The following is a 22,117-nucleotide window of genomic DNA, read 5'->3' as shown; positions in this document are numbered from 1 at the left end:
ATCTCGTTTCCTGGGGCCCGCTAGGGTTTCATCGGAGAGAACCCCCCGATTTCCCAGGATCACCATGACCACGCGCGCAGGAGACAACGGCGAGGCGCTGAGCCCCGAGGACCCCGGGGAGCTCGGCCCCTACCGGCTGCTCGGGCGGCTCGGACGCGGCGGCATGGGCACGGTCTACCTGGGCGAGGACCGGACGGGACGCCGCGTCGCCGTCAAGGTGATCAACCGGGAGCTGGCCGGGGAGGGCGCGTTCCGGGAGCGGTTCCGGCGCGAGGTGACCGCCGCCGGGCGGGTCCGGCGGTTCTGCACGGCGCCGGTGCTGGACGCCGAGCTCGACCGCGACCCGCTCTACGTCGTCACCGAGTACATCGAGGGCCCGAGCCTGGAGCGCGCGGTCGCCGAGCGCGGCCCGCTGCCCGGCTCCGACCTGGAGGGCCTCGCGGTCGGTGTCGCGACCGCGCTCGCCGCCGTCCACGGCGCCGGGATCGTGCACCGCGACCTCAAGCCCGCGAACGTGCTGCTGTCGGCCACCGGCCCGCGCGTCATCGACTTCGGCATCGCCCGCGCGCTGGACGCGGCCGACGGCCCGACCCGCACCGGCCAGTTCGTCGGCACCCCGAGCTACCTGCCGCCGGAGCTGCTGCGCGGCGAGCCGGTGACGCCCGCCTCCGACGTGTTCTCCTGGGGCTGCGTGGTCGCCTACGCCGGGACGGGCAGCGCGCCGTTCGCCGGCGCGACCGTCCCGGAGATCTTCTACCGCGTCGCGCACGGCGAGCCGACGCTGGACGGCCTCGACCCGGCCCTGCGCGACGTCGTCGCCGCCGCGCTCGACAAGGACCCGCGCCGCCGTCCGAGCGTGCAGGACCTCCTCGAACGGCTCGTCGGCCACCGGCGGGCCGACCCGGCCGAGCTGGCCGAGACCGTCCAGGCGGGCTGGCACGGCGCCGCGGACCGGGAGGGCGCCTCGCCGGCGGTCGCGGCACAGGGTGCGCCCGCGCGGGCCACCGCGACCGCGCTGCTCGGCCCCGACGCGACGCGCGGCGACACTCCCCCGCCCCCCGAGACCGGGGGGCCGCGGGGGCGGAGGCCCCCGCGCGTCCCGCTGATCATCGGTGCCGCGGTCGTCGTCGCGGTGGCCGCCCTCGCGGCGGTCGGGTTCACCATGCGCGGCTCGGACGGCCCGCCCGGCAAGGTCGCCACCGTCTTCGGCGACGACTTCTCCCGCACCGACTCCGGCTGGAGCGGCGGCAACTTCACCAGCCAGAACGGCTACAAGGACGGCAAGTACCGGATGGAGACCGACGCCGGCAGCGACGCCCGCGAGCAGTGGGTGCCGCTGGAGAAGGCGGAGGACAACCCCGACCCGGTGTTCGCCACCGTGACGGTCGGCGTCCGGCAGGGGGCGCCCGAGAGCCGGTTCGGGATGGTGTGCCGCGCGAACGACAACGGCGAGCGCGGTTACGCCTTCCTCGTCCGCAACGACGGCAAGGGCGCGCAGCTCCGCAAGGCCAACGGCAACCAGGGGAGCAAGGAGCTGGCGGCCCCCGACTCCGTCCCGGGGTTCGAGCGCACGGGGCCGAACCGGGTCCAGATCGCCTGCGAGAGCCGGGACGGCGGCAAGCGGGTGCGGCTGCGGCTCTGGGTGAACGGCGCGCGGGTCATCGACGCGACCGACGCCGACCGGCCGCTCGGCGCGGGCTGGGTCGGGCTCGGGGTCGAGCGGGGCGGCAACCCGGCGCAGCAGATCGTCGCCGACTTCGACGACTTCGACATGTCGAAGATCCTGCGCTAGGACGCGGTCAGGGCGCGGGGAGGTAGCCGCCGGTCCAGCGGGCCAGCTCCTCAAGCACCCGCCCCCGCACGGGCTCGGCGGACAGCACCAGGTCGTGCAGGCCCCCGTCGATCCTTACGAGCGTGACGGTCCGGCCGAGCCGGGGCGCCCAGCGGGCCATGTGCTCGACGTCCAGGACGGCGTCGGCGCCCGTCACGTCCGGCGCCCGGCGCGTCGGGCGGACGCTGCGCGCCGAGGCCATCACCAGCACCGGCACGTCGATGTCGAGGCCCCGGTGCAGGCGGAGCTGCCCGCGCCGGACCGCCGCGAGCCACGCCGCCCGCACCGGGAACCCGAGCAGCGGCTTCCACTCCAGGTCGAACTCCCATTCGCCGTCGTGGTCGCGGTGGAGGCTGCGCGGATACAGGTCGGACACCTTGGCGGGCAGCGGCGCCTTCGGGAACCGGGAGCGCAGCACCCGCGCCAGGCCCGCGCCGAGCTTGCGCGTGACGAGCGGCTCGGGGAGGTCCAGGAACGGGCTGTTGAGGAACAGGCCGTCCACGCGCCCCCGGCCGCGCACGCGGTCGGCCCACAGCGCGGCGATCAGGCCGCCGGTCGAGTGGCCGTTGAGCAGCAGCGTGCCGTGCCCGTCCACGTCCCGGACGATCCGGACGGCCTCGTCGATCTCCGGGAAGTACTCCGACAGGCTGCCGATGAGGTTCGGGGTCTGGTGCGGGCGCAGCGACCGCCCGTATTTGCGCAGGTCGAGCGCGTAGAAGTCGAAGCCGAGCTCGACGTAGAAGTCGGCGAGGTGCCGCTGGAAGAAGTAGTCGACGAACCCGTGCAGGTAGAGCACCGCGCGGTCCCGGGACGCCCCGGCGCCGCGCCGCCGGACGAGCGTCGCGACGACCTCGCCCTCCTCGTCGCGGCCCATCGGCAGCTCGATCGCCTCGTAGCCGTCGCCGAGCACGTCCGGCGTCGCGTCTGGCATCACGTTGGTGGCCCCTCCTCCGTCCGGGACCCCAGCGTAGAGGGCTCAGTCCTTGCGGCCGGTCGTGGCGATCGCGAAGCCGAGCCCGATCATCATGAGCCCGCCGGTGCCGCCGACCGCCGCGAGCCGGCGGGGCGAGCGGGCGAACCACGCCCGCGCCGTGCCCGCCGCGAGGCCCCAGACGCTGTCGCACAGCAGCGCGATCACGGCGAAGACCAGCCCGAACACCATCATCTGCAACGGCACGTGCCCGAGGTCGCGGTCGACGAACTGGGGCAGCACGGCGGCGAAGAACACCGTGGTCTTGGGGTTGGTCACGCCGACCACGAAGCCCTGCCACAGCTCCCTGGCGCGTCCCGGGTCGGCCTCGGCGGGCCGCCCCATCGCCTCGTGCAGGGCGTGCCGGTGCCGGAACGCCTGCGCCCCGAGGTAGACGATGTAGGCCGCGCCCGCGAGCTTCAGCGCGGTGAACACGACGACGGAGCGCTCGACGATCGAGCCGACCCCGAACGCGACCGCCGCCGTCAGCACGACGACGCCCAGCTCGTTGCCGACCACGCTGGTCAGCGCGGTGGCGCGGCCGTGCGCGAGCGCGCGTCCCACCACGAACAGCACCGTGGGGCCGGGTATCACGATGATGGCCAGCGCCATCGCGGCGAAGCCCAGGAGTTGTTGCGTCGACACCATGGCCCGCACGCTATGCGGGGGTCGCGCCGGTTACCTACCGATTTTTCCGCACGGTCGGGCGTCCGGGCCGTGTCAGCCGGCCAGCGTCTCCCAGGTCGCGCCGCGCCGCACCATCAACTCGTGCGTGAGCAGGCTCCCCGCGGGGACGTCCCACGCGGGGTCGGCGCCGTCGCCGCGGTCCTGCGCCCACACCTGCGCGACGGCCCAGCGGAGCTTGTCGACGCCGTCGGGGTGTCCGGTACCGGACGCGACGAACACGTCCCGCGCGGGCGCCGCGACGACGAGGTCGCCCTCCACGTCCTGCGCGAGCTTCTCCAGGAAACCCTCGTCCAGCAGGAGGGCCGCCTCCAGGCCGCCCTGCCGCGCCCGCCGCCCGCCCTGCGGGCCCGCGGGCGCCGCGGCGGGGCCGCCGTCGCCGAGCGTCACGGTCACCGCGCGGACGTCGGGGTACCAGCTCAGGCTCAGGTCGGGACGCCGGTTCCGCAGGTTGATCGTCGCGAGGCGGCGCAGCTCGCCCGCCACCACGCCCAGCTCCGCGCAGTGCCGCCGCGCGACATGCTCGTAGCGGCGGCCGAGCGGGGCGGCCTCGTCCGCGACCTCCAGCGCGTAGGTGACATAGAGGTCACCGGCGAACGGGTCGCGGACCGGCTCCTCCTCCGGCGGCAGCGGGAACTCAAGTTGGACCTCGGCGGGCACCCGGGCCTTCATCAGCGGGACGATGAGACTGGACCGCGGCTCGGTCACGGGGCGTTCCTCCTGATGGCTTCCGCACGATGTTCCACACGGCTCGCGCACGATGTTCCACGGGGCTCGCGCGCGGCGTCCGACACGGCCGCCGGCACGGGCCCCCGTGCGCCTTCCAGAGTGGATCACACTACCGCCGCGGCGGGTCCGGACGCCGAATCCGTGACCCGTACATGTGTGTTCCGTGGTGGGGAGGGGGTAATGATCTCCCCGGAGGGAACCGTGAGTTTCTGGGAGTATCTGGGCAGCAGGCGTGAGCGTCTCGTCTTCGAGACCTGGCAGCACGCCAGCATGGTGTTCCAGACCGTCCTGGTCGCCCTGGTGCTCGGGGTCCTGATCGGCGTCGCCGTCTACCGCAGCGCGCGGCTGTCGGCGTTCGCGACCAGCGCGGCCGGCGTGTTCTTCACCGTCCCCTCCCTCGCGCTGCTCGGCCTGCTCATCACCCCGCTCGGGCTCGGGGTGGCGCCGAGCGTCGTCGCGCTGACGCTGTACTCGCTGCTGCCGATCGTCCGGAACACGGTCGTCGGGCTGGCCGGGGTCGACCGCACGCTGGTGGACGCGGCGCGCGGCATCGGCATGACCCGCGCCGCGATCCTGCTGCGGATCGAGCTGCCGCTCGCCTGGCCGGTGATCCTGACCGGCGCGCGGGTCAGCACCCAGCTCGCCATGGGCATCGGCGCCATCGCCGCCTACGTCAACGGCCCCGGGCTCGGCGAGCAGATCTTCTCCGGGCTCGCCCGGCTCGGCGGCGCCAACGCGATCAACATGACGCTCGCCGGGACCCTCGGCATCGTCCTGCTCGCCCTGCTGTTCGACGGCTGCTTCGTGCTGATCGGCCGCCTGACCACCCCGAGAGGCATCCGTGTCTGAGGCCCGCTCCGACCCTCCGCCCGGCGGCGCCACCGCGGCCGGCCCGCCCGCCGCCGACGACTCCCGCGGCATCGAGCTGATCAACGTCACCAAGCGCTACCCCGGCCAGCGGACGCCCGCCGTGGACGACGTCACGATGACGATCCCCGGCGGCGAGATCGTCGTGCTGCTCGGCCCGTCCGGCAGCGGCAAGACCACGATGATGCGGCTGATCAACCGGCTGATCGAGCCGACCTCCGGCAAGATCATCGTGGCCGGGCGGGACACGCTCGGCCTGAACCCCACCGAACTGCGCCGCCACATCGGCTACGTCATCCAGAACGCCGGATTATTTCCGCACATGACGGTCGCGACGAACGTCGGGCTCGTCCCGCAGATGCTGAAGTGGGACCGCGACCGCATCGCCGCCCGCGTCGACGAGCTGCTCGAACTCGTCGACATGGACCCGGCGACGTTCCGCGGCCGCTACCCGAGGGAGCTGTCGGGCGGCCAGCAGCAGCGCGTCGGCGTGGCCCGCGCGCTCGCCGCCGACCCGCCCGCCATGCTGATGGACGAGCCGTTCGGCGCGCTCGACCCGATCACCCGCGAGCACCTCCAGGACTCCCTCCTCCGGCTCCAGGAGGAGCTGGGCAAGACGATCGTCTTCGTCACCCACGACATCGACGAGGCGCTCAAGCTCGGCGACCGGATCGCGATCCTCGACGAGGGCTCGCGCATCGCGCAGTACGCGACGCCGAAGGAGATCCTGCTCGATCCCGCCGACGCGTACGTGGAGCAGTTCGTCAGCGGCGGGCAGATGATGCGCCTGCTCCAGGTCAGCCGGGTCGCGGACGTGCCGCTGCAATCGGTCCCCGAGGCCGCGCCGCGGGACGACGCGGCCGACGTCCTGGCGCGGATCCGGGCCGGGAAGACCGGCTTCGGGATCGTCCTGGACGAGCGGCGGCGCCCCGTCCGCTGGATCCACCCGGAGGACCTCGACGGCGTCACCGGCCCGATCGGCACCCGCGGCATGGCGACGGCCACCCCGATCCGCGCCCGCTCCACGCTCCAGCAGGCCCTCGAACGGCTGATCCAGATCGAGCACGACTGGGTCCCGGTCGTCGGCCCGCGCGACGTCTACCAGGGCACCGTCACGCTCGGCACCCTGCAGAACGCGCTCAGGGAGATGAAGGACCGCGGCCGCGTCCGGCGCCGGGGAACGGCGGACGCGTGAGCGCGCCGTCCCCGGAGATCCGGGCCGCCTCGCGCACGGACGCGGCGGAGCCGGCCGCCGCCCTGCACGCGCCGACCGGCCGGTCATGGCGGATGCTCCTCGAACCGGTCGTGATCCTCGTCGTCGGCGCCGCGTGGATGCTGTACGTGGAGACCTCCGACCTCGACAGCATCGAGGAGCGCAGCCTCAAGCCCCGCTACGTGTGGCAGAAGACCTGGGAGCACATCGAGCTGACGCTGGTGTCCACGCTGATCGTGCTGCTGATCGCCGTCCCGCTCGGGATCGTGCTGAGCCGCGCGTGGGCGCGCCCGGCGACGCCGTTCGTGCTCGCCGTCGCCAACATCGGGCAGTCCGCGCCCGCGATCGGCGTCGTGGTGCTGCTCGCCGTCCTGCTCGGCATCGGGTTCTGGACGACGATCGTCGCGCTCGTCGCCTACGGGGTACTGCCCGCGCTCCGCAACACCATGGTCGGCCTCCAGCAGGTCGACCCGGACCTGACCGACGCGGGCCGGGGCATCGGGATGTCGCCCGCCCGGGTCCTCGGACGCGTCGAACTGCCGCTCGCCGCCCCGGTCATCCTCGCCGGGATCCGCACCACGCTCGTGCTGATGGTCGGCACGGCCAGCATCGCCTCCTTCATCAGCGGCGGCGGCCTCGGCGACATGATCACCACCGGCGTCACCACCCAGCGGACGCCGGTGCTGCTGACCGGCTGCGTCCTCATCGGCCTGCTCGCCCTGCTGATCGACTGGCTGGGCGGCGTGGCGACCCGCCTCCTCGCGCCGAAGGGGCTGTGATGGCACGCGGCGGTCGGACGGGGCGCCGGGCGCTCGCGGCGCTGCTGTGCCCGGTGCTGCTCGCCCTCGGCGCGTGCGGCCTGAAGCCCGCCTCGGCGTTCATCCCCGCCGTCGAGCCGGGCTCGATCCGGCCGATCCCGGGCCTGCGGGACGCCCGCGTCCGCGTCTCCTCCAAGGAGTTCACCGAGCAGCTCATCCTCGGCAAGATCGCGGTGCTGGCGCTGAAGGCCGCCGGGGCCGACGTCGTCGACCACACCGGCGCGCAGGGCAGCGTCACCTTCCGCAAGTCCATCACCAGCGGCGACAACGACCTCGGCTGGGAGTACACCGGCACCGCCTGGATCACCTACCTCGGCCGCGAGGACCCGCTGACCGACCCGCGCGCGCAGTTCGACGCCGTCCGCGACCTCGACCTGCGCGAGAACCGGATCGCCTGGCTCGCGCCGCCCGCGCCCTACAACAACACCTACGCGCTGGCCGTCAAAGTGCAGACGCAGCGGAAATATGGGCTGCGCGACCTCGGCGACATCGCCAAACTGCCCGTCGGACAGCGGACGTTCTGCATCGCGCCCGAATTCCTCGCCCGCAATGACGGGATACGCGGAATGCTGAAGGCGTATGGAATTCCCTACGGCTCGGGAGTGCCCGCGAAGAACTTCCGGGTGATGACCGAGGGCGTCATCTACCAGGGCGTCACCGAGAACCGGTGTGTGCTCGGCGAGGTCACCTCCACCGACGCCCGGATCGAGGCGAACGGCCTGACCGTCCTGTCGGACTCGCGGCACTTCTTCCCGAACTACAACCCGGCGATCATGGTCCGGGAGCAGGTACTGCGGGAGCACCCCGAACTGACCGCCCTGTTCGCCGGCATCAGCCCCAGGCTCACCACCGCCACGATGCGCGACCTGAACAGCAAGGTCGACATGGACGGCGAGGACCCGGCGTTCGTCGCCCGCGACTGGATGCGCGCCCAGGGCCTGGTCAGGTAGCGGACGGCGGCCCGGCCGGAGGGACCACGGGCAGCCCCTGCGGCGCCCCGCCCTCGATGAGCCGCCACAAGGCCCCGGTGTCGAGGTGCTCCTCGACGAGATCGCCGAGGACGTCCAGGGTGGCCTCCCGCAGCGCCGCGAACGACACGTCGGGCGCGGGGGTGAAATCACGCCCCGCGACCTCGGCGACCTCCCTCAGGAAGGCGCGGCGGAAACCGTCGTTCTCCCATGCCCCGTGCCAGGTCGTCCCCCACACGGCGCCCTGCCGGCACCCGTCGAGGAAGGGTTCCCCGCCCTCCCTTTCCGCGATCCCGTGGTGGATCTCATAGGCCAGGACGTCCTCGCCGTAGGCGCGCCCTTCCGGCCGTCCGAGCGTCTTCTCCTTCCCGAAGACGACCCGAGCCGGAAGAACCCCCAGGCCCTCGACCCGTCCGGCACCGGATTCCACGGAGTCCTCGATCTCCTGCGCGAGCATCTGGTAACCGCCGCAGATTCCGAGGACGGGCCGTCCCTCGTTCACGCGGCGCAGCACCTCGTCGGCCATTCCCCTTTCCCGCAGCCACGCCAGATCGCTCACGGTCGCGCGGCTCCCCGGCAGGATCACCAGGTCCGCCTCCGCCAGGTCCCCGGCGGAGGCGGCATAGCGCACCACCACTCCGGGCTCGCACGCGAGCGCGTCCAGATCGGTGAAATTGGAGATCCTCGGGAACCGCACCACCGCGATCCGCAGCGTCTCCCGCCCGTGGGGGCCCCTCGCCTGCGGGCGCGGCGCGTCCAGCGAAAGCGTGTCCTCCGTATCCAGGTACAACCCCAACCGCCAAGGCAGAACACCGAGCGTCGGCCGTCCCGTCAACGCCCGCAACTGCTCCAGGCCAGGCTCCAGCAACTCCCGCGCGCCCCGGAACTTGTTGATGACGAAACCCGCCACGAGCGCCTGGTCCTTCTCCTCCAAGAGGGCGACCGTCCCGAAAAGGGAGGCGAAGACACCACCCCGGTCGATGTCCGCCACCACCACGACGGGAATGTCGGCGGCCCGCGCGAGCCCCATGTTGACGATGTCGCCGGCCCGCAGGTTGATCTCCGCCGGGCTCCCCGCGCCCTCGCAGACGACCACGTCGAACTCGTCCCGCAGTTCGGCGAGGCTCTCCTGAACGACCCCCCGGAGCCGTTCCTTGTGAGCGCCGTAACCCAGCGCGTCCACCTCCGCGACGGGCCGCCCCAGGACCACGACCTGACTACGCCGGTCGCTCCCCGGCTTGAGCAGCACGGGATTCATCACGGCCCGCGCCTCGACCCCCGCCGCCTGCGCCTGCATGTATTGCGCGCGCCCGATCTCCGCGCCGTCCACCGTCACCATCGAGTTCAGCGACATGTTCTGCGCCTTGAACGGCGCGACCCGCACCCCCCGCCGCGCCAGCCACCGGCAGATCCCCGCCGTGACCACGCTCTTTCCCGCGTCGGACGTCGTCCCCGCCACCAGCAGGGCCCCGCTCATCGCAACCTCCACGCAACCAGGGCCGCCGTTCCCGCGGCGGCGAGCCCGACCCTTTTCGACAACCGCACGGCGCGCCGCACGTCCCGCACCTCGGGGGCCCGCCCGTCCCCCATCTCGGGCCGGCGCTCGACCTCTCCCCCGTACGAGTTGGCGCCGCCCAACCGCACCCCGAGCGCCCCGGCGAACGCGGCCTCGCACCGCCCCGCATTCGGACTCGGATGGTTCGCCCCGTCCCTCCGCAGAACCCGCCAGGCGTCCGCGCTCCCCGAACACGCCACCGTCAGCAACCCCGTCACCCTCGCCGGAATCCAGTTGGCCACATCGTCGAGCTTCGCCGCCGCCCACCCGAACCGTTCATAACGCGCGTTCCGATATCCCACCATCGCGTCGAGCGTATTGACGGCCCGATAGACGACGAGCCCGGGAACCCCCGCGACGGCCCCCCAGAACAACGGCGCGACAGCGGCGTCAGAGGTGTTCTCCGCCACCGACTCGACGGTCGCCCGCGCCAACTCCGCGCTCTCCAGCCCCTTGGGATCCCGAGCGCACAAATGGGACAACCGCCCCCGAGCGGCCTCCAGATCCCCGCGCTCCAAGGCCGAGGCCATGAAAAGCCCCTCGCGCCCCAACGACGTCCCACCGACCACGGACCAGGTGACAACACCGGTCACAACCGCACGCGAAACCGCGCCCTTCCCCACCCGATCCAAAACCACCCCGACACCAAGGGCCCCACCGACCACAATCCCAACAAAGACAACGCCCCGCGCACGCGAGTCCTTATAGACCCGCCGTTCCACCCACGAGGCGGCGCGGCCGAATCCGGCCACCGGATGCCCCCGCCTCGGATCGCCCAGCAAATGGTCCAATCCCGCCCCGAGAAGCAATCCCTCAGGAGAGACGCGCGTCAAGTTCATCCCAGTGCCGCTCCAGCCAATCCTGGGCCCGCCTGATCCGCGGCCCCGCCCCACCCTGCCAGATCCGTGCCCACCCGCCGCCGCGCCGGGCCTTCGACTCCATCGCCAGATACGACCGCTCGAACCTCACCCGGGCCGCCGGTAGCACCTGCCTCCGCTCCTCCCGGTCCAAGCCGTATGCGTCGCAGAACACCCGGAGCCGCCGACCCACGTCCGCCCGGTAGAGCAGCGCGTCCCGATCCGCCGGGTCCGCGATCGGCGCCCAGTGCCGCAGCGCCGTCACCACGTCGTACAGCCGCGTCGTGGGCCGCGCCAGATCGAAGTCGATCAAAGCGACCGGCACCCCGTCCCGGAAGACCACGTTCTCCGGCGTCACGTCGCAGTGCCCGATGATCTCCGGCGCCCCGTCCAGGTTGGACGCCTCCGACTCCCACGGCGCCCCGTCCGGCGCGACATAGCCCGCGACCGCCTCGTGGTACCCCCGCAGCAGCCGCGCCACCCCCTCCAGCGCGCCTTCCGTCACCACATGCGGCGCCAACGGCCGCAGCGCCGCCTCCCCGGGCACCCAGCTGAGGATCTCCCGCCCCCCCTCGTCCACCCCGAGCACCCTCGGCGCCTCGAACCCGACCGACTCCAGATGCCGGAGCAGCCCGTGCACCGCCGGACTGTGCGCCCGCAGGGGCCTCCGCACCGTGTCCCCGACCCGCACCACGCCCTCCGTCACGTCCCCGCCGGAGAGCGGCATCTCCCTGTCCACCGCCACAGCACCCCAAGATATGACCCCCCGGCCACCACCTCCGCCCGTAACGACCGTTTTAGAGGTGGAGCCCAGCGACCACCCCCCTTACACTGTCACCCGGCGCCCTCCCGGGCCGCCGAGCGCCCGTAGCTCAGCTGGATAGAGCATCGGTCTTCTAAACCGACGGTCGCGGGTTCGAATCCTGCCGGGCGCGCCACCCCCACCACCCCGATCACCACCCCCACCTGCCCAAACACCCCGCAAACAGCCCCTCACCGTGTGCCACGGCAGGCCAGCACCCGCCACCGAACGCCACCGCCCACGGAATACCCGCGGAATGATCAAAGGCACCCCCGATGACCGCGGCACCCCGCGGCCACGTCCAGATCCCGCGCTCCCTGATCTACTCCCCCACCCACAGCGCCCTGGCCGTCTGGACGTGGGCAATGTACGAGACCCTCATGCCCCACGCCCTAAACGGCACCCGCGCCCCCGCCATAGCCCGCCGCAGCTTCCTAGCCGACCGCGCCAACACCTCCACCACCGCCCTAGACAACGCCCGCCGCCAACTCCTGGCCCCCACCCAGGACGGCCCCTACCTCTCCCGCTCCACCCCCCGAGGCGCCAAACGCAGCGTCCTGCACGCTGCCCTGCGCCACCCCCGCGAAACCGGCGAACGCTACGCCCCCGTCCCCACCTGGACCCTCGACATGATCTGGGCCGGACGCCACCGCCCCACCGGCACCATCTCCCCCGAAGCCTGGCGCCTCTACACCGCTGCCGTCGACCGAGCCCACCGCAACGGCAAACCAACCCCCTTCGACACCACCACAGCTCGCCTAGCAGCCGCCCTGAACACCTCACAACCAACCGCCAGACGCCGCCTGGCCGAACTGGAGATAGCCGGCCTCATCGAGGCAACCACACGCCCAGGAGGCTGGCTCTCCCTCCGCGCCGTCCTGGACGAAGAAGACGCCACCCAGACCGCCGAGCACCACGCCCACCACGGCCGCTGCCACACCACACCCCACCGGGACCCCTCCCACACAGCGGCACTCACCCCGCGCAAAACCCGGCACACACCCCTCGCAACAACCGGCACTCCACAGGAGACACCCCCCACCTATTCACCCCCTGAGGAGCCACCGCCGCTTCCCGCCGCAGGCGCCTACAGCAACCAGCGCCCGCGAACACAACCAGCCGGCAAAGCCGGGAAGCCCACCCACCACCGTCAAAGCCGCCCAAGCCGCCGACCACCGACGCGCATGCCCCGAGCCGCCATCGACCTCTACCGGGCCCTGCCGCCCGACCTAACCCACCAGATCCCCGAGCACGGCTCCCAACGCGTCCTGAAGGCCATCGCCGCCGAGCTGCAGCACCGCACTCCAGCCGAACTGGCCGACCGCATCATCCGCAACTGGGACCACTGGCGCTACCGCATCACCAACGCCGACCCCATCCGCGACCCCGTAGCACTCGCAACCCGCCTCATCCGGCAAGGCCGCCACTGCCCAGACGTTCGCTGCGAAGACGGCCACCAACTAGACCTGAACGCCCCGTGCAAGGGATGCACCCTACGGGCCCCCGAACAGGCCAGAGTCGCCAGTGTTCCGGCGGGCCCTCCGCCGTCGCCTACGCTGCCGACCAGCCGGGTTGACGAAGAAGCCTGGCGGCTATCCCAGCATTCCGTCGCAACCTCGGCGGCCGCGAGCAAACGGATCGACGGACGGCACCACGCTGCGCTGGCCCGCAGTCTCCTTCGGGTCCGAGACCCCGCCGAGCGCGAGGCCCTCATCACAGCTCATCAGGCACAAGCCCACCCAGCATGACCTCGCTCCGAGAATCCGCCCGTCAGCTGTGGCCCTCTCCAGCAACTTCGATGCCAGCTCATCAGGTCGGTAGCAGCTCACGAAAACCCGCAGCTTTTGTCTCCCGATGCCTATACCCTGAAGATGCTACCTGCGACAGAAAGGGCAGCAGATGGAAGATCCAACGACTTCAGATCAGTCTCCTGTCGACGAGTTGCGTACTGCGGCGACCCGTCTTCGTAAATTGTCAGAAGAGGTCCATCATGGGATCAATCAAGCCAAAGAGTACGCCGAGATAGACGCTCGAAGCGGCCATTTTATTGGCCTAGAAAATTTCCGCTCACGCGAATTGAACGAACTTGCCAAGGATGCCAACACCCTTCAGATCCACTCTCTTGGGTCAGAGGTATTCACCGAGTCTGCTTTTAATATCTCCATTGTAGACAATGCCCCAAATATCGCGCATCTAACTAAGGCGCTAACTCCAGAGCTAAGGGGCTATTTTGCTTTGTATGGGCATCACGTTCATGTCGTGAAACATGAACTATTCATTCCCCAAGCAATGGCCAACACCAGGCAAGACGCACTCAAATTTGCACAGGTGGCAATTTATGCCTTGCGAATAAGAACTGGGAACCAATTTCGCGCCGTAGGGATCTCCAATATATCCTGGAATCAGATGGCATGCGCGCCAGGGACACTCGAAATGCACTTGCTGGAGCCTGTCGGGCGACCCAAATGGGAGGACGATAAGTCAAACGTAACATGCGAAGATCTCGAGTGGCTCCTTCTTGCCGGGACCCGGATCCTCGCACTAAATAGCCTCCCGTCTTTTCACCTTGCATTCAACTCTGCCGGCGAAGCTCCATTTCTAACCGATGTTCGCACCTCCATCGCGAGAACCTGGGCAGGCATCGAAGCTTTGTTTGATGTTCAACAAGAGCTAAGCTATCGCTTGTCCATGTATGCTGCCGTACTCTACTCCGATGTTCTCGATGAGCGTGCAAATTTCCAAAAGCAATTCAAGCGCCTGTACACGAGGCGCTCCAAAGCTGTACACGGCGCACATATGCCCCAAAAAGAGCTGGTAATCACCGCGTCCGAATCCTGGCAATTGCTGAGCGATCTCATCGAAGCGTGCATTCGTACAGGAAATGAGCTTGTCTCGCCACAAACTTTCGACCGCGTCCTACTAGGCGAGAAACTTGAGAGGAAGCATTACAGATCTGCTCTCGCTGACGTCGCGGATCGTGCACGGAAAAGCCAGCAACATATCCAAAGCAACCGAATGGACGCCTAACAGGCTTCTGGGCGATCGGTGTTAGTTGGCTGTGGCCGCTCGGGCCTGGGCTGTGAGGGCGTCGAGGTCGGCTGCAGCATGGTCGCCTGGGAGTAGAGCGGCAGCGTCGGCCTTCTTTGTTTGTTCTGCATACTCCTCCAATGCTGCAATCCGCTGCCTGAGAGCAGTCAATGTCGCCGCGAGAGTGCGACCGGCGTCGTTGGCCGAGGACTGGCGGAGTTCTGGGTGGCGGCGCCTCAACTCCGAGACCCCACGCAGGGCTGAGGCGATCTCCCATTCCATGCGCGGAAGCACGACCTCATTACGGATGTGGTCCAGTGTTCCGTCGGCATGCACTTGGGATCGGAGCACTGTGGAGATCGCCCGGTGTGTGCGTGCCAGCAACGTGCGGGATTCCTCGTCCAGGTCCGTAGCCAAGACGTACCGCCCGTGGGCTCGACGAAGAGTCAGTTTCTGGTCGCGCCAGTATCGCGGCGTCAGCCCCCACAGGACCATGCCTGCCCCTACCAGCATCGGGACGATGAACAGCAGCAAGAAGCCTACGAGCCCCCAGCCGATGGTGAGGGTCAGGAGCACATCTAGTGCCACCCCGCCGGCCACGGTGGCCATGGTCTTGCCGCTGACGAGTGGTAGGCGTTTGTCCTCGCCCTCGGACAAGGGGCGAAGATCTCGCAAGTCGTAGAGCTTGACTTTGGCGTTCTCCCACTCCGTAAGCAGGGTGCGTACATCCTCGGGAAGATCGGGATCGACGACTATCCGGGGAGCGTTCACGCCGGGAGGTGTACCCCGTCGCAGAGGCAGAAGAAGCGTCGTGGCCGGACTAGGTCTCGATGACGAAGGCCCGGCCGTGTGGCCGGGCCTTCGTGAGGCGGAGCTGCACTATCTTGAGCGGTCGTCGCGATCTACCCACGGATCGTCCATCGTGCGCTGCAGCGTTGCCACCGGGTCGGCGACAGGCCTGATGCCTAGGGAGCGCAGCAGCAGGGCGGCTGCTACCTGTGGGTTCGGATGATCGGCCCCTAGTGGCTTCGAGGTCTCGACATCTGCGATGCGCAGCAGTTCCTTGACCTCGCGTAGGAAGCGGTCGACGTCGTACCTGGGTTCCATGGTCACCCCTTCCAGGTCTGGCCGGTGATGCGCTCGTAGACCTCGACGTAGCGGGCTCGGGTGGCCTCGACGATGTCCTGGGGGATTTCGGGGCCGGGTGGGGTGCGGTCCCAGTCGGTGATGGTGGACGACCAGTCGCGGACGAACTGCTTGTCCATCGCGTACTGAGGGCCTCCAGGCTTCCACTGGTCGGCCGGCCAGAAGCGAGACGAGTCTGACGTCAGGATCTCGTCCGCCAGGACCAGCTCGCCGTCGGGCGCGCGGCCGAACTCCAGTTTGGTGTCGGCGATGATGACGCCGCGCTCGGCCGCCAGGTCGGCACCGCGTTGATAGACCTCCAGGGTGACCTTGCGCAGCCGTTCGGCGGTATCGGCTCCGATCTCGTTCACCACGTCGTCGTAGGTCATGAACTCGTCATGGCCTTCGGTCGCTTTGGTGGTCGGCGTGAAGATGGGCTCGGGCAGCTTGGAGCCCTCGACGAGCCCGACCGGTAGCTCGATGCCGGAGACCGCGCCGTCCCGCTCGTACTCCTTCAAGCCCAACCCGGCCAGATAGCCGCGGGCGATCCATTCCACCGGCAACATTTCGAGGCGCTGGCACCGCACCGCCCGGCCTGCCCATTCCTCCGGAACGTCAGTCGCCGAGATGACGTGGTTGGGCACCACGTCCGCGAGTTGGTCGAACCACCACAGTGATAGCTGAGTGAGGATCTTCCCCTTGTCGGGGATCTTCGTGGGGAGCACGACGTCGTAGACGCTGACCCGGTCCGACGCCACCAGAATCAGGTCGTCGCCGTCGGCGTAGACGTCTCTGACCTTGCCGCTGTGCACGAGTTCCATGGTCGGCCCTTCGATTAGTGATCTCGAATTTGCGTTGATCTATGACCTGGCCAGATTGACACCGTCGTGCTCTCGGAGGGCTGGCCGCAGATCGTCGCGGTATGCGTCGAGGATGCGGTAGGTGAAGACCTCGTTCGTCAGGTAGGCGACTTCGTCTGCAGTAGCCCAACGGAACGCGTCTGCCTCAGGGTTTGTCATCAGCGTGCCGCCGAGTACGTGGCAGCGGAAGGCCAAGGTCACGATGCCATGGGCCATGTTCTTATAGACCCCGGTGAGCGCTCCTGGTTCCACGCCAAGACCGGTCTCTTCTTTGACCTCGCGGCGCACGCCCTCGGCGAAGGTCTCTCCGAGTTCGAGGACTCCGCCTGGCGGCTCCCAGCGGCCGTTCTCCAGACGTCGGATGAGGAGGGCCCGGTCTTGGTCGTCGATGACGACGCCGGCGACCGCCACTGAATGCCGTGGAAGAGCGGTCATTGCTCGTCATTCCGGGTCATGTCTGCTTGTGGGAAGACTACGAGTGCGGCTGCCTTGTCATCGTGTGTCTTTGGGCGTGGCCAGCGTTGGCGGTCCTTGTCAGTCGCCTCGGCCTCGTGGATGACGGCTAGGAGAGCCTGCAATCCGTCGTTCAGGGCGAGCGTGAGGGCGGCTGGCCACGACGGAGGAAGGCCGTAGTCGTCCACACCACAGCTGACGCCGTCGGTCATGGCTGCCACGGCGTGAACGCTGTTGATCGGCCATCGGCGGAGGATGGCGTGATGGCCGGCCTCAGGCATCGCCTCTGCTATCCAGTAGCCGCCATCGTGGTTCATGCGGGCCAGCTTCGCGGGCCGGGTCGCTCGGATGAGGTCGTCGAGCGTGTCGAAGCCCTCGGTGGTCTGGCGAGCTGCGCGCCGCAGCTCGGCGACGACGGCCTCATGGCGGCCGTCGCGTAGGACGTCCACGCCACCGTCTTGGCCGAAGACGACGATCGGACTGTCCCCGAGGACGAGGCCGTCGATGTGCTGGTCATCCCACCTGAGGATCGCCACTGTGCTGGCCGGTGATTCGCCGGGCACGAGCGAGTGCTTTGCTGAGACGTGATCGATAGCCGTAGCGAGCACATCGGGCAGGTCTGCGGAGGGATCACTGTCCAGGAGGTCGAGGATGCGCCGCCCGAGGGCATCCGGGTACCAACCGTCTCGGGGGCCTTCTGGCCGTAGGGGGCTGACGCCGTCAAGGACGACCACCGCGTTAGGCCGCGCGAAGACACGATCCTCCGAGCAGCCGTCATCGCCAGGGCGCTCCGCAGTGCAAACGCGTACCGGCACCATCACGCCTCAGCGCCCATCCAGGCGTGACGCACCATGCGCTCCCCCGTCAGTCGTTAACCGGCATGTCGTAGCAGAAGACGTATCGATCACCGGCGAGGATGCCTTGCAGCACCTCAATCGGCTTGTCTCCCGAGAATGAGACCCTATGCAGTTCAGCGACTGGTGTCCCAGGCTCAAGCCGAAGCGCGCGAACTTCGTCGGGCGTCGGCATCCTGATCGCGACCTCCTCGCGTACACGCGTCAGCGGGTAGCCGAGCTCCTCAAGGACTCGGTAGCCGCCGCCTGGCCCGGTGTTCTCCTCCGTGATGCGCGTGCCCTTCACCAGGTCCAAGAGGTAGTAGCTGTCTGCTAGCTGTGACGGGTTGCCGTCGATCCAGAACCGTCGGCGCCTCACGAACAAGGGGGTGTCAGGTTCGACCTCGTACCAGCTGGCGACCCAATCTGGCGAGGGGACTTCGGCGAGCTCCAGGACCTCTTGACGCCACTTGAGTCCGAGCTCTTCGACCTCGGCCTGTAGCGGCGCCTTGCCCTGAACGCGGCGCCAACGCGCGTAGCGATCCGAGCCGACTCGGAGCACTGGCGGACGTTCGCGAACGAACACCCCGCGGCCTGGCATACCAACGACCAAGCCCTCGCCTTTTAGGTGAGATACAGCTTGCCGCGCGGTCTGTGGCGACGTGCCGTAACGCTCGACGAGTTCGCGTTCCGACGGCAGCCGAGCGCCTGGGGCCAAGACCCCGTCTCGGATCTCTTTGCGCAGGTCATCCGCAATCTGCCGTGAAGGTGACCGAGGGTCCGTCGGGTCGATCATCTCCCCATCCTACGCAACCTCACTAGCGAGGTTGTTGACCCGGATGCCGAGGGCGGGTTACGGTGCCGCCATGCTCCCCACCTCACTAGTGAGGTACCGCTCTGGTGTGGCTACTCCACCTTGGGGCGTATGGGGCGTTCGTCTGGTTTCTGCCTTGGAGGTCATCGTGAAGGGCAAGGACATCGAGGCTGGCGAGCTGTACGCCCTCAAGCCATGGCACCGGCCGGACGAGCCGCTTCGCGCGGTGCGGGCTATCCGAGCCGAGGGCGGGTCGCTCGTCTACGAGGGACGTGGCAGCGAGGAGTGGACCGGCGCGCTCTCGCGGGTCGTCGGTCTTTGGCGTCCACACGCTGAGGCACGCGACGCCGCTCGTCGAGCGGTCGAGCGGCTTACCAAGGCTCTGGAGCTTCGTTGGCCTGGCCCGCAGGGCTACAACGCGTATGCCGTCGAGTACGGCTACATGGATTTCCGCGTCCAGGTGGAGTGCACAGCTCAGCAGGCCGACTGCCTCGCTGACGCGGTCAGCGCACCCTAATCACCGCAGATGAGAGCGGCTCCGGTGCTGGCACACCGGAGCCGCCGATCGGGTCGAACTGAGCCCCCTAGCGAGAGGAGATCGACCCATGCCAACCGTAGCCAAACCGTTCGAGCCGGAGCGACTGCTGACGTCCGCCGAGGTCGCGGCAGCGTTCCGCGTCGACCCGAAGACGGTCACTCGTTGGGCCCAGGCCGGCAAGCTGCCTTCCTTCAAGACCCTGGGCGGACACCGGCGCTTCCGCGAGTCGGAGGTCCGGGCGCTCCTGGCCGAGGAGTCGGCCGCGGCGGGCGGTGGTCTCTGATGGCCGCCTCTTCTAGGCCGTTCTGGGTCGATGAGGACTACGACCGTGAGTACGCCAGCGATGGTGTGTCTCGGTTCGGAGCGTACGTCCGTGACCGGCTGAACAGCTCGTTCGCCGAGTGCTGGGAGGACTTCGGGGACTCCCCGGGCGTCCGGCTGGCCGAATTCGCTTCGGCCTCCTGGCGGACGGCGTCGGGGCCGGTGATGGCGCCCGGGTACGTCCGCTCGCACACCCGCGTCCTCGACGCCCAGGTGCAGCGCAGCGCATGGGACGGGTCGCTGATCGGCTCGGTCAGCCTGGTCGCTCCCTGGCCGGAGCGGCTCCTGCGCTCCTACCAGTGGCAGGGGGACCTCTCCTGGCGGGACTGGCCCACCGAGCTGCGCGGGGAGGGCTATGAGTACGCCCACCCGACCGAGGAGGACGTGACTCGGCGCCCGTTCCTGCAGGCCAGTGTTGCGCTGAGTTTTCCGGTGCCGATGCATCGGCTTCCCGCGGTTCCCTGCGGGCCACGCGATGGCGTCGAGTGGGCCGCTCGCGCGATGGTCTCGGCGCTGGTCGCGAAGCTGAACGCTCTGGTCGGGCCGGTGCTGGAGGAGCTCGATGGGGGGCGGTTGCGATGACGGGCAAGGCCGCCAAGCTCAAGGCCGCTGCGGACGCGGCTGCGCAGGTGCGGGCGTACCAGACCGATCCGGACGTGGTGGCGCTGCGTGTGGAGCGGGTGCGGGGCTGGGTGGACCGGCTGATCTGGACCGGGATGGTTCTGGGGCTGCTGTTCACCATGGCCAACGTCGCGCGCTTCGCTGCGGACGGGGCGCCGCTGGGGTCGCTGGTGTGGGTCACGGCGTGGCTGCTGGACCCGATGGTGTCGCTGGTCCTGATCGGGGTGTTGATGGGTGAGCAGCTCATCAACCGGCATGGTCTGGACGCTGGCCGGTGGGTCCGGACGACCAAGTGGGTCGCGTTGGGCTGCACGTATGCGATGAACACCTGGTCGGCGTGGGCGGCGTTGGATCCGGCGGCGATCCTGCTGCACTCGGTGCCGCCGGCGATGGTGTTCTGCGCGGCCGAGGCCGTGGTGACGATCCGGCAGCGGATCACTGAGGCGGTCACCGTCGCGCACCGCCAAGCCGCCGAGCGCGCGGCCGCGTTGCGGGCGATGGCGCCTGAGCCGGTCGCTCGGTCGCTGGCCGTGGTGCCGTCCGCACGCACGGGTGGGGACGGTGCGGAGGGTACCGCGAACGGTGTTCCGCACAGTGGCGTGCGGGGCCCGCATCGTTCGGTCGCGTCGGTCCGCACGGTGCGGGGTGCGGATGCGGGTTCGTCCGGTCCGCGTCTAGTTCGCGGGATGCGCGGGGCCGCGCCGGGCGCCGGTGAGCCGGTCGACCGTGATGCGGTCGTGGCTGAGTTGACCAGCGAGATCCTCGCTGCCGTCGAGGCCGGTGGCAAGTGGTCTCCGGACTATCCGGCGCTGATGGCGCAGACCGGTCGTAAGCGCCGGTGGTGTGAGGGCGTGGTGTCGCAGGCCCGCAACACCGCATTGCGCACGGGTCCCGGTGCGGACGAGATGCCCGCGCGGGCTGAGGGGTTCGGCTTGGCGCGCACGGACAGGCCGGTGCGGACCGAGGCCGAGTCTGCGGATGAGGATGCCGCCTCGCAGAGCGCGGGCCGCGCGGAGCGCGTGGATGCGGAGCCGGCGCTGGCCGGTGCGGGCGGGGGTGAGCGGTGATGGCGACGACCCTGCACACCTCTCAGACGGAGGCCTCGCTTCGACAGGAATTGGCGCTGGTGAACGTCGAGTACGCCGAGCTGCTGGCGCACGTGCGCGCGGCGGTGGCCGCCGCCCGTGATGGCGAACTGGACCCGCTCGTGCACCTGGCCGGGTTCCTGGAGGAGCGCGGGCAGCTTCCGCCCGACGGGGTGTCGGCCTCGCGGCTGGTCGCCGAGGCGTTCGCTCGCACGGCCGAGGTCGACCGGCAGTTCGGAGGTGCGCTGTGACGCACGACAACGAGTTCTTCGATTGGCAGGCCGCTCTGTCGGACGACCTGGCGCACGCGCTCGCGCACGGTGCCGAGTGTGCGCTGACCGATGCCGCCTCCAACGTCGAGGCGATGAGCCCAGGTGAGCATGCGCTGGTCGGGATCGGGTTCGCCGTGCTGGCCGTCCGCGCGCAACTGGCGCAGACCAGTTCGGACGTGGCCGACCAGCTCAGCGCTATGGCGGATGACATGCGCGAGCTGACCGAGACCATCACCGCAGTCCGGCGGCCTTGGTGGCGGCGGCTGACCAGCAGGTTCCGCCCGCGCATACGACTGTCCGCGCCGCGGAGCGAGGTGAGTGGCAACGAGGGCCAGGCCGCCGCGCCGGGCAGTGTCGAGGCCGGTACTGCCGCGCCGAGGTTGGCGTCGGTGACGCCTCTGCATCGGGACGGGGGCCGGTCATGATGCCGGAGCGTTTCGTGGCCGCGTTCGCCGGTGACGACGTGCGGACGGTGGCCGAGGCGCGGCGCTGGGCCCGGCGGACTCTGACCGCCTCTGGGCTGGCCGAGGACACGGTGTGCGATGCACTGACGTGCGTGTCGGAGCTGGCCACCAATGCCGCCCGGCACACCCGCTCGGGCGACCAGGGCGGCACGTACCAGGTCCTCCTTCAGGTGCACAGCGACCATGCGCATGTCGAGGTGGTCGACCAGGGCGCCGCGCACGCTCCTGACGTCCGGCTCGGCGGAGGCGAGTCCGGGCGAGGGCTGTGGATCTGCGCCCAGCTCGGCGCGCTGAGCCTTGTCTGCACCGGCGGCGGCCGCCGCATCTGGGTCGATCTTCCCCGCTCGGTCGGAGCTGTCGTGTCGAGCCCGTCGGCGCACATCACTGATCGGAGCGCGGACTGATGGCGT

At 69.6% G+C, this 22,117-nt stretch carries 25 protein-coding genes and 1 tRNA gene; 14 read left to right on the top strand and 12 right to left on the bottom strand.

Annotated features, from left to right (window positions below):
* The first annotated feature begins 64 nt into the window (after window positions 1-64).
* Complete coding sequence (locus tag GNZ18_RS41285) at window positions 65-1,792, top strand: serine/threonine-protein kinase (protein ID WP_216651363.1); 1,728 nt, start codon at window positions 65-67, stop codon at window positions 1,790-1,792.
* A 7-nt stretch (window positions 1,793-1,799) separates the two neighbouring features.
* Here GNZ18_RS41285 and GNZ18_RS19365 read toward each other — a convergent pair whose 3' ends face one another.
* From GNZ18_RS19365 to GNZ18_RS19355, 3 genes are all read right to left on the bottom strand, one after another.
* Window positions 1,800-2,762 carry an alpha/beta hydrolase gene (locus GNZ18_RS19365; protein WP_156217894.1) on the bottom strand — a complete coding sequence of 321 codons (963 nt, stop codon included), beginning with the start codon at window positions 2,760-2,762 and terminating at the stop codon, window positions 1,800-1,802.
* A 45-nt stretch (window positions 2,763-2,807) separates the two neighbouring features.
* Window positions 2,808-3,449, bottom strand: a complete 642-nt coding sequence (locus GNZ18_RS19360) for a LysE family translocator (protein ID WP_156217893.1) — start codon at window positions 3,447-3,449, stop codon at window positions 2,808-2,810.
* Between the two features lie 72 nt (window positions 3,450-3,521).
* A complete protein-coding gene (locus GNZ18_RS19355) occupies window positions 3,522-4,193 on the bottom strand; it encodes a DUF1444 domain-containing protein (protein WP_242884068.1) in 672 nt (223 codons plus the stop codon).
* A 222-nt stretch (window positions 4,194-4,415) separates the two neighbouring features.
* On the opposite strand from GNZ18_RS19355, the gene GNZ18_RS19350 reads away from it, so the two are divergent.
* Genes GNZ18_RS19350 through GNZ18_RS19335 form a run of 4 tightly spaced genes read left to right on the top strand, consistent with a single transcriptional unit; the run spans window position 4,416 to window position 8,062 of the window.
* A complete protein-coding gene (locus tag GNZ18_RS19350) occupies window positions 4,416-5,063 on the top strand; it encodes an ABC transporter permease (protein ID WP_214616898.1) in 648 nt (215 codons plus the stop codon).
* The gene (locus tag GNZ18_RS19345) at window positions 5,056-6,276 is read left to right on the top strand and encodes an ATP-binding cassette domain-containing protein (RefSeq protein WP_312874613.1); all 1,221 of its coding nucleotides are present in this window, start codon (window positions 5,056-5,058) and stop codon (window positions 6,274-6,276) included. Before GNZ18_RS19350 ends, GNZ18_RS19345 begins: the two co-directional genes overlap by 8 nt.
* Complete coding sequence (locus GNZ18_RS19340) at window positions 6,273-7,073, top strand: ABC transporter permease (RefSeq protein ID WP_312874612.1); 801 nt, start codon at window positions 6,273-6,275, stop codon at window positions 7,071-7,073. Before GNZ18_RS19345 ends, GNZ18_RS19340 begins: the two co-directional genes overlap by 4 nt.
* Window positions 7,073-8,062 (top strand): glycine betaine ABC transporter substrate-binding protein, encoded by a 990-nt coding sequence (locus tag GNZ18_RS19335; protein WP_156217891.1) that lies wholly within the window; start codon window positions 7,073-7,075, stop codon window positions 8,060-8,062. Before GNZ18_RS19340 ends, GNZ18_RS19335 begins: the two co-directional genes overlap by 1 nt.
* On the opposite strand, the gene GNZ18_RS19330 is transcribed toward GNZ18_RS19335, so the two are convergent.
* Genes GNZ18_RS19330 through GNZ18_RS19320 form a run of 3 tightly spaced genes read right to left on the bottom strand, consistent with a single transcriptional unit; the run spans window position 8,055 to window position 11,237 of the window.
* Entirely contained in the window at window positions 8,055-9,557 is a 1,503-nt protein-coding gene (locus GNZ18_RS19330; protein ID WP_156217890.1) for a cobyric acid synthase, read from the bottom strand. The genes GNZ18_RS19335 and GNZ18_RS19330 overlap by 8 nt on opposite strands.
* Window positions 9,554-10,474 (bottom strand): cobalamin biosynthesis protein, encoded by a 921-nt coding sequence (locus tag GNZ18_RS19325; protein WP_156217889.1) that lies wholly within the window; start codon window positions 10,472-10,474, stop codon window positions 9,554-9,556. Before GNZ18_RS19325 ends, GNZ18_RS19330 begins: the two co-directional genes overlap by 4 nt.
* Entirely contained in the window at window positions 10,449-11,237 is a 789-nt protein-coding gene (locus tag GNZ18_RS19320) for a phosphotransferase (RefSeq protein ID WP_312874611.1), read from the bottom strand. The genes GNZ18_RS19325 and GNZ18_RS19320 overlap by 26 nt, the downstream gene beginning before the upstream one ends.
* A gap of 116 nt (window positions 11,238-11,353) precedes the next feature.
* Here GNZ18_RS19320 and GNZ18_RS19315 point away from each other — a divergent pair.
* Both GNZ18_RS19315 and GNZ18_RS19310 read left to right on the top strand, forming a co-directional pair.
* Window positions 11,354-11,430: transfer RNA gene (locus GNZ18_RS19315), tRNA-Arg, on the top strand.
* 1,763 nt (window positions 11,431-13,193) lie between these two features.
* Window positions 13,194-14,321, top strand: a complete 1,128-nt coding sequence (locus GNZ18_RS19310) for a HEPN domain-containing protein (protein ID WP_156217888.1) — start codon at window positions 13,194-13,196, stop codon at window positions 14,319-14,321.
* A 21-nt stretch (window positions 14,322-14,342) separates the two neighbouring features.
* Here GNZ18_RS19310 and GNZ18_RS19305 read toward each other — a convergent pair whose 3' ends face one another.
* The 6 genes from GNZ18_RS19305 to GNZ18_RS19280 form a co-directional block, all read right to left on the bottom strand.
* The gene (locus GNZ18_RS19305; RefSeq protein ID WP_156217887.1) at window positions 14,343-15,092 is read right to left on the bottom strand and encodes a hypothetical protein; all 750 of its coding nucleotides are present in this window, start codon (window positions 15,090-15,092) and stop codon (window positions 14,343-14,345) included.
* Between the two features lie 108 nt (window positions 15,093-15,200).
* Window positions 15,201-15,428: a hypothetical protein gene (locus tag GNZ18_RS19300; protein WP_156217886.1), complete on the bottom strand. Its 228-nt coding sequence runs from the start codon at window positions 15,426-15,428 to the stop codon at window positions 15,201-15,203.
* A gap of 2 nt (window positions 15,429-15,430) precedes the next feature.
* Entirely contained in the window at window positions 15,431-16,267 is an 837-nt protein-coding gene (locus tag GNZ18_RS19295; RefSeq protein WP_156217885.1) for a phosphoribosylaminoimidazolesuccinocarboxamide synthase, read from the bottom strand.
* Window positions 16,268-16,306: 39 nt separating this feature from the next.
* Window positions 16,307-16,741 (bottom strand): NUDIX hydrolase, encoded by a 435-nt coding sequence (locus GNZ18_RS19290; RefSeq protein ID WP_156217884.1) that lies wholly within the window; start codon window positions 16,739-16,741, stop codon window positions 16,307-16,309.
* Window positions 16,738-17,493: a protein phosphatase 2C domain-containing protein gene (locus GNZ18_RS19285; RefSeq protein ID WP_216651362.1), complete on the bottom strand. Its 756-nt coding sequence runs from the start codon at window positions 17,491-17,493 to the stop codon at window positions 16,738-16,740. The genes GNZ18_RS19290 and GNZ18_RS19285 overlap by 4 nt, the downstream gene beginning before the upstream one ends.
* 130 nt (window positions 17,494-17,623) lie before the next feature.
* Complete coding sequence (locus GNZ18_RS19280) at window positions 17,624-18,388, bottom strand: GntR family transcriptional regulator (RefSeq protein ID WP_156217882.1); 765 nt, start codon at window positions 18,386-18,388, stop codon at window positions 17,624-17,626.
* A gap of 154 nt (window positions 18,389-18,542) precedes the next feature.
* On the opposite strand from GNZ18_RS19280, the gene GNZ18_RS19275 reads away from it, so the two are divergent.
* The 7 genes from GNZ18_RS19275 (at window position 18,543) to GNZ18_RS19245 (ending at window position 22,111) form a co-directional block, all read left to right on the top strand.
* Window positions 18,543-18,923 carry a hypothetical protein gene (locus tag GNZ18_RS19275; protein WP_156217881.1) on the top strand — a complete coding sequence of 127 codons (381 nt, stop codon included), beginning with the start codon at window positions 18,543-18,545 and terminating at the stop codon, window positions 18,921-18,923.
* Between the two features lie 88 nt (window positions 18,924-19,011).
* Window positions 19,012-19,227 carry a BldC family transcriptional regulator gene (locus GNZ18_RS19270; protein WP_156217880.1) on the top strand — a complete coding sequence of 72 codons (216 nt, stop codon included), beginning with the start codon at window positions 19,012-19,014 and terminating at the stop codon, window positions 19,225-19,227.
* Window positions 19,228-19,292: 65 nt separating this feature from the next.
* A complete protein-coding gene (locus tag GNZ18_RS19265; protein ID WP_173390825.1) occupies window positions 19,293-19,847 on the top strand; it encodes a hypothetical protein in 555 nt (184 codons plus the stop codon).
* Window positions 19,844-20,953, top strand: a complete 1,110-nt coding sequence (locus GNZ18_RS19260) for a hypothetical protein (RefSeq protein ID WP_156217878.1) — start codon at window positions 19,844-19,846, stop codon at window positions 20,951-20,953. Before GNZ18_RS19265 ends, GNZ18_RS19260 begins: the two co-directional genes overlap by 4 nt.
* Complete coding sequence (locus GNZ18_RS19255; protein ID WP_156217877.1) at window positions 20,953-21,222, top strand: hypothetical protein; 270 nt, start codon at window positions 20,953-20,955, stop codon at window positions 21,220-21,222. Before GNZ18_RS19260 ends, GNZ18_RS19255 begins: the two co-directional genes overlap by 1 nt.
* On the top strand, window positions 21,219-21,668 hold the full coding sequence (locus GNZ18_RS19250; protein WP_156217876.1) for a hypothetical protein: 450 nt from the start codon (window positions 21,219-21,221) through the stop codon (window positions 21,666-21,668). Before GNZ18_RS19255 ends, GNZ18_RS19250 begins: the two co-directional genes overlap by 4 nt.
* Window positions 21,665-22,111, top strand: coding sequence for an ATP-binding protein (locus tag GNZ18_RS19245; RefSeq protein ID WP_156217875.1), 447 nt, complete (start codon window positions 21,665-21,667; stop codon window positions 22,109-22,111). The genes GNZ18_RS19250 and GNZ18_RS19245 overlap by 4 nt, the downstream gene beginning before the upstream one ends.
* Window positions 22,112-22,117 lie beyond the last annotated feature (6 nt).

The sequence above is a fragment of the Actinomadura litoris genome (assembly GCF_009733595.1).
Classification (GTDB): Bacteria; Actinomycetota; Actinomycetes; order Streptosporangiales; family Streptosporangiaceae; genus Spirillospora; species Spirillospora litoris.
This window is presented reverse-complemented; position numbering and strand designations above follow the sequence as displayed.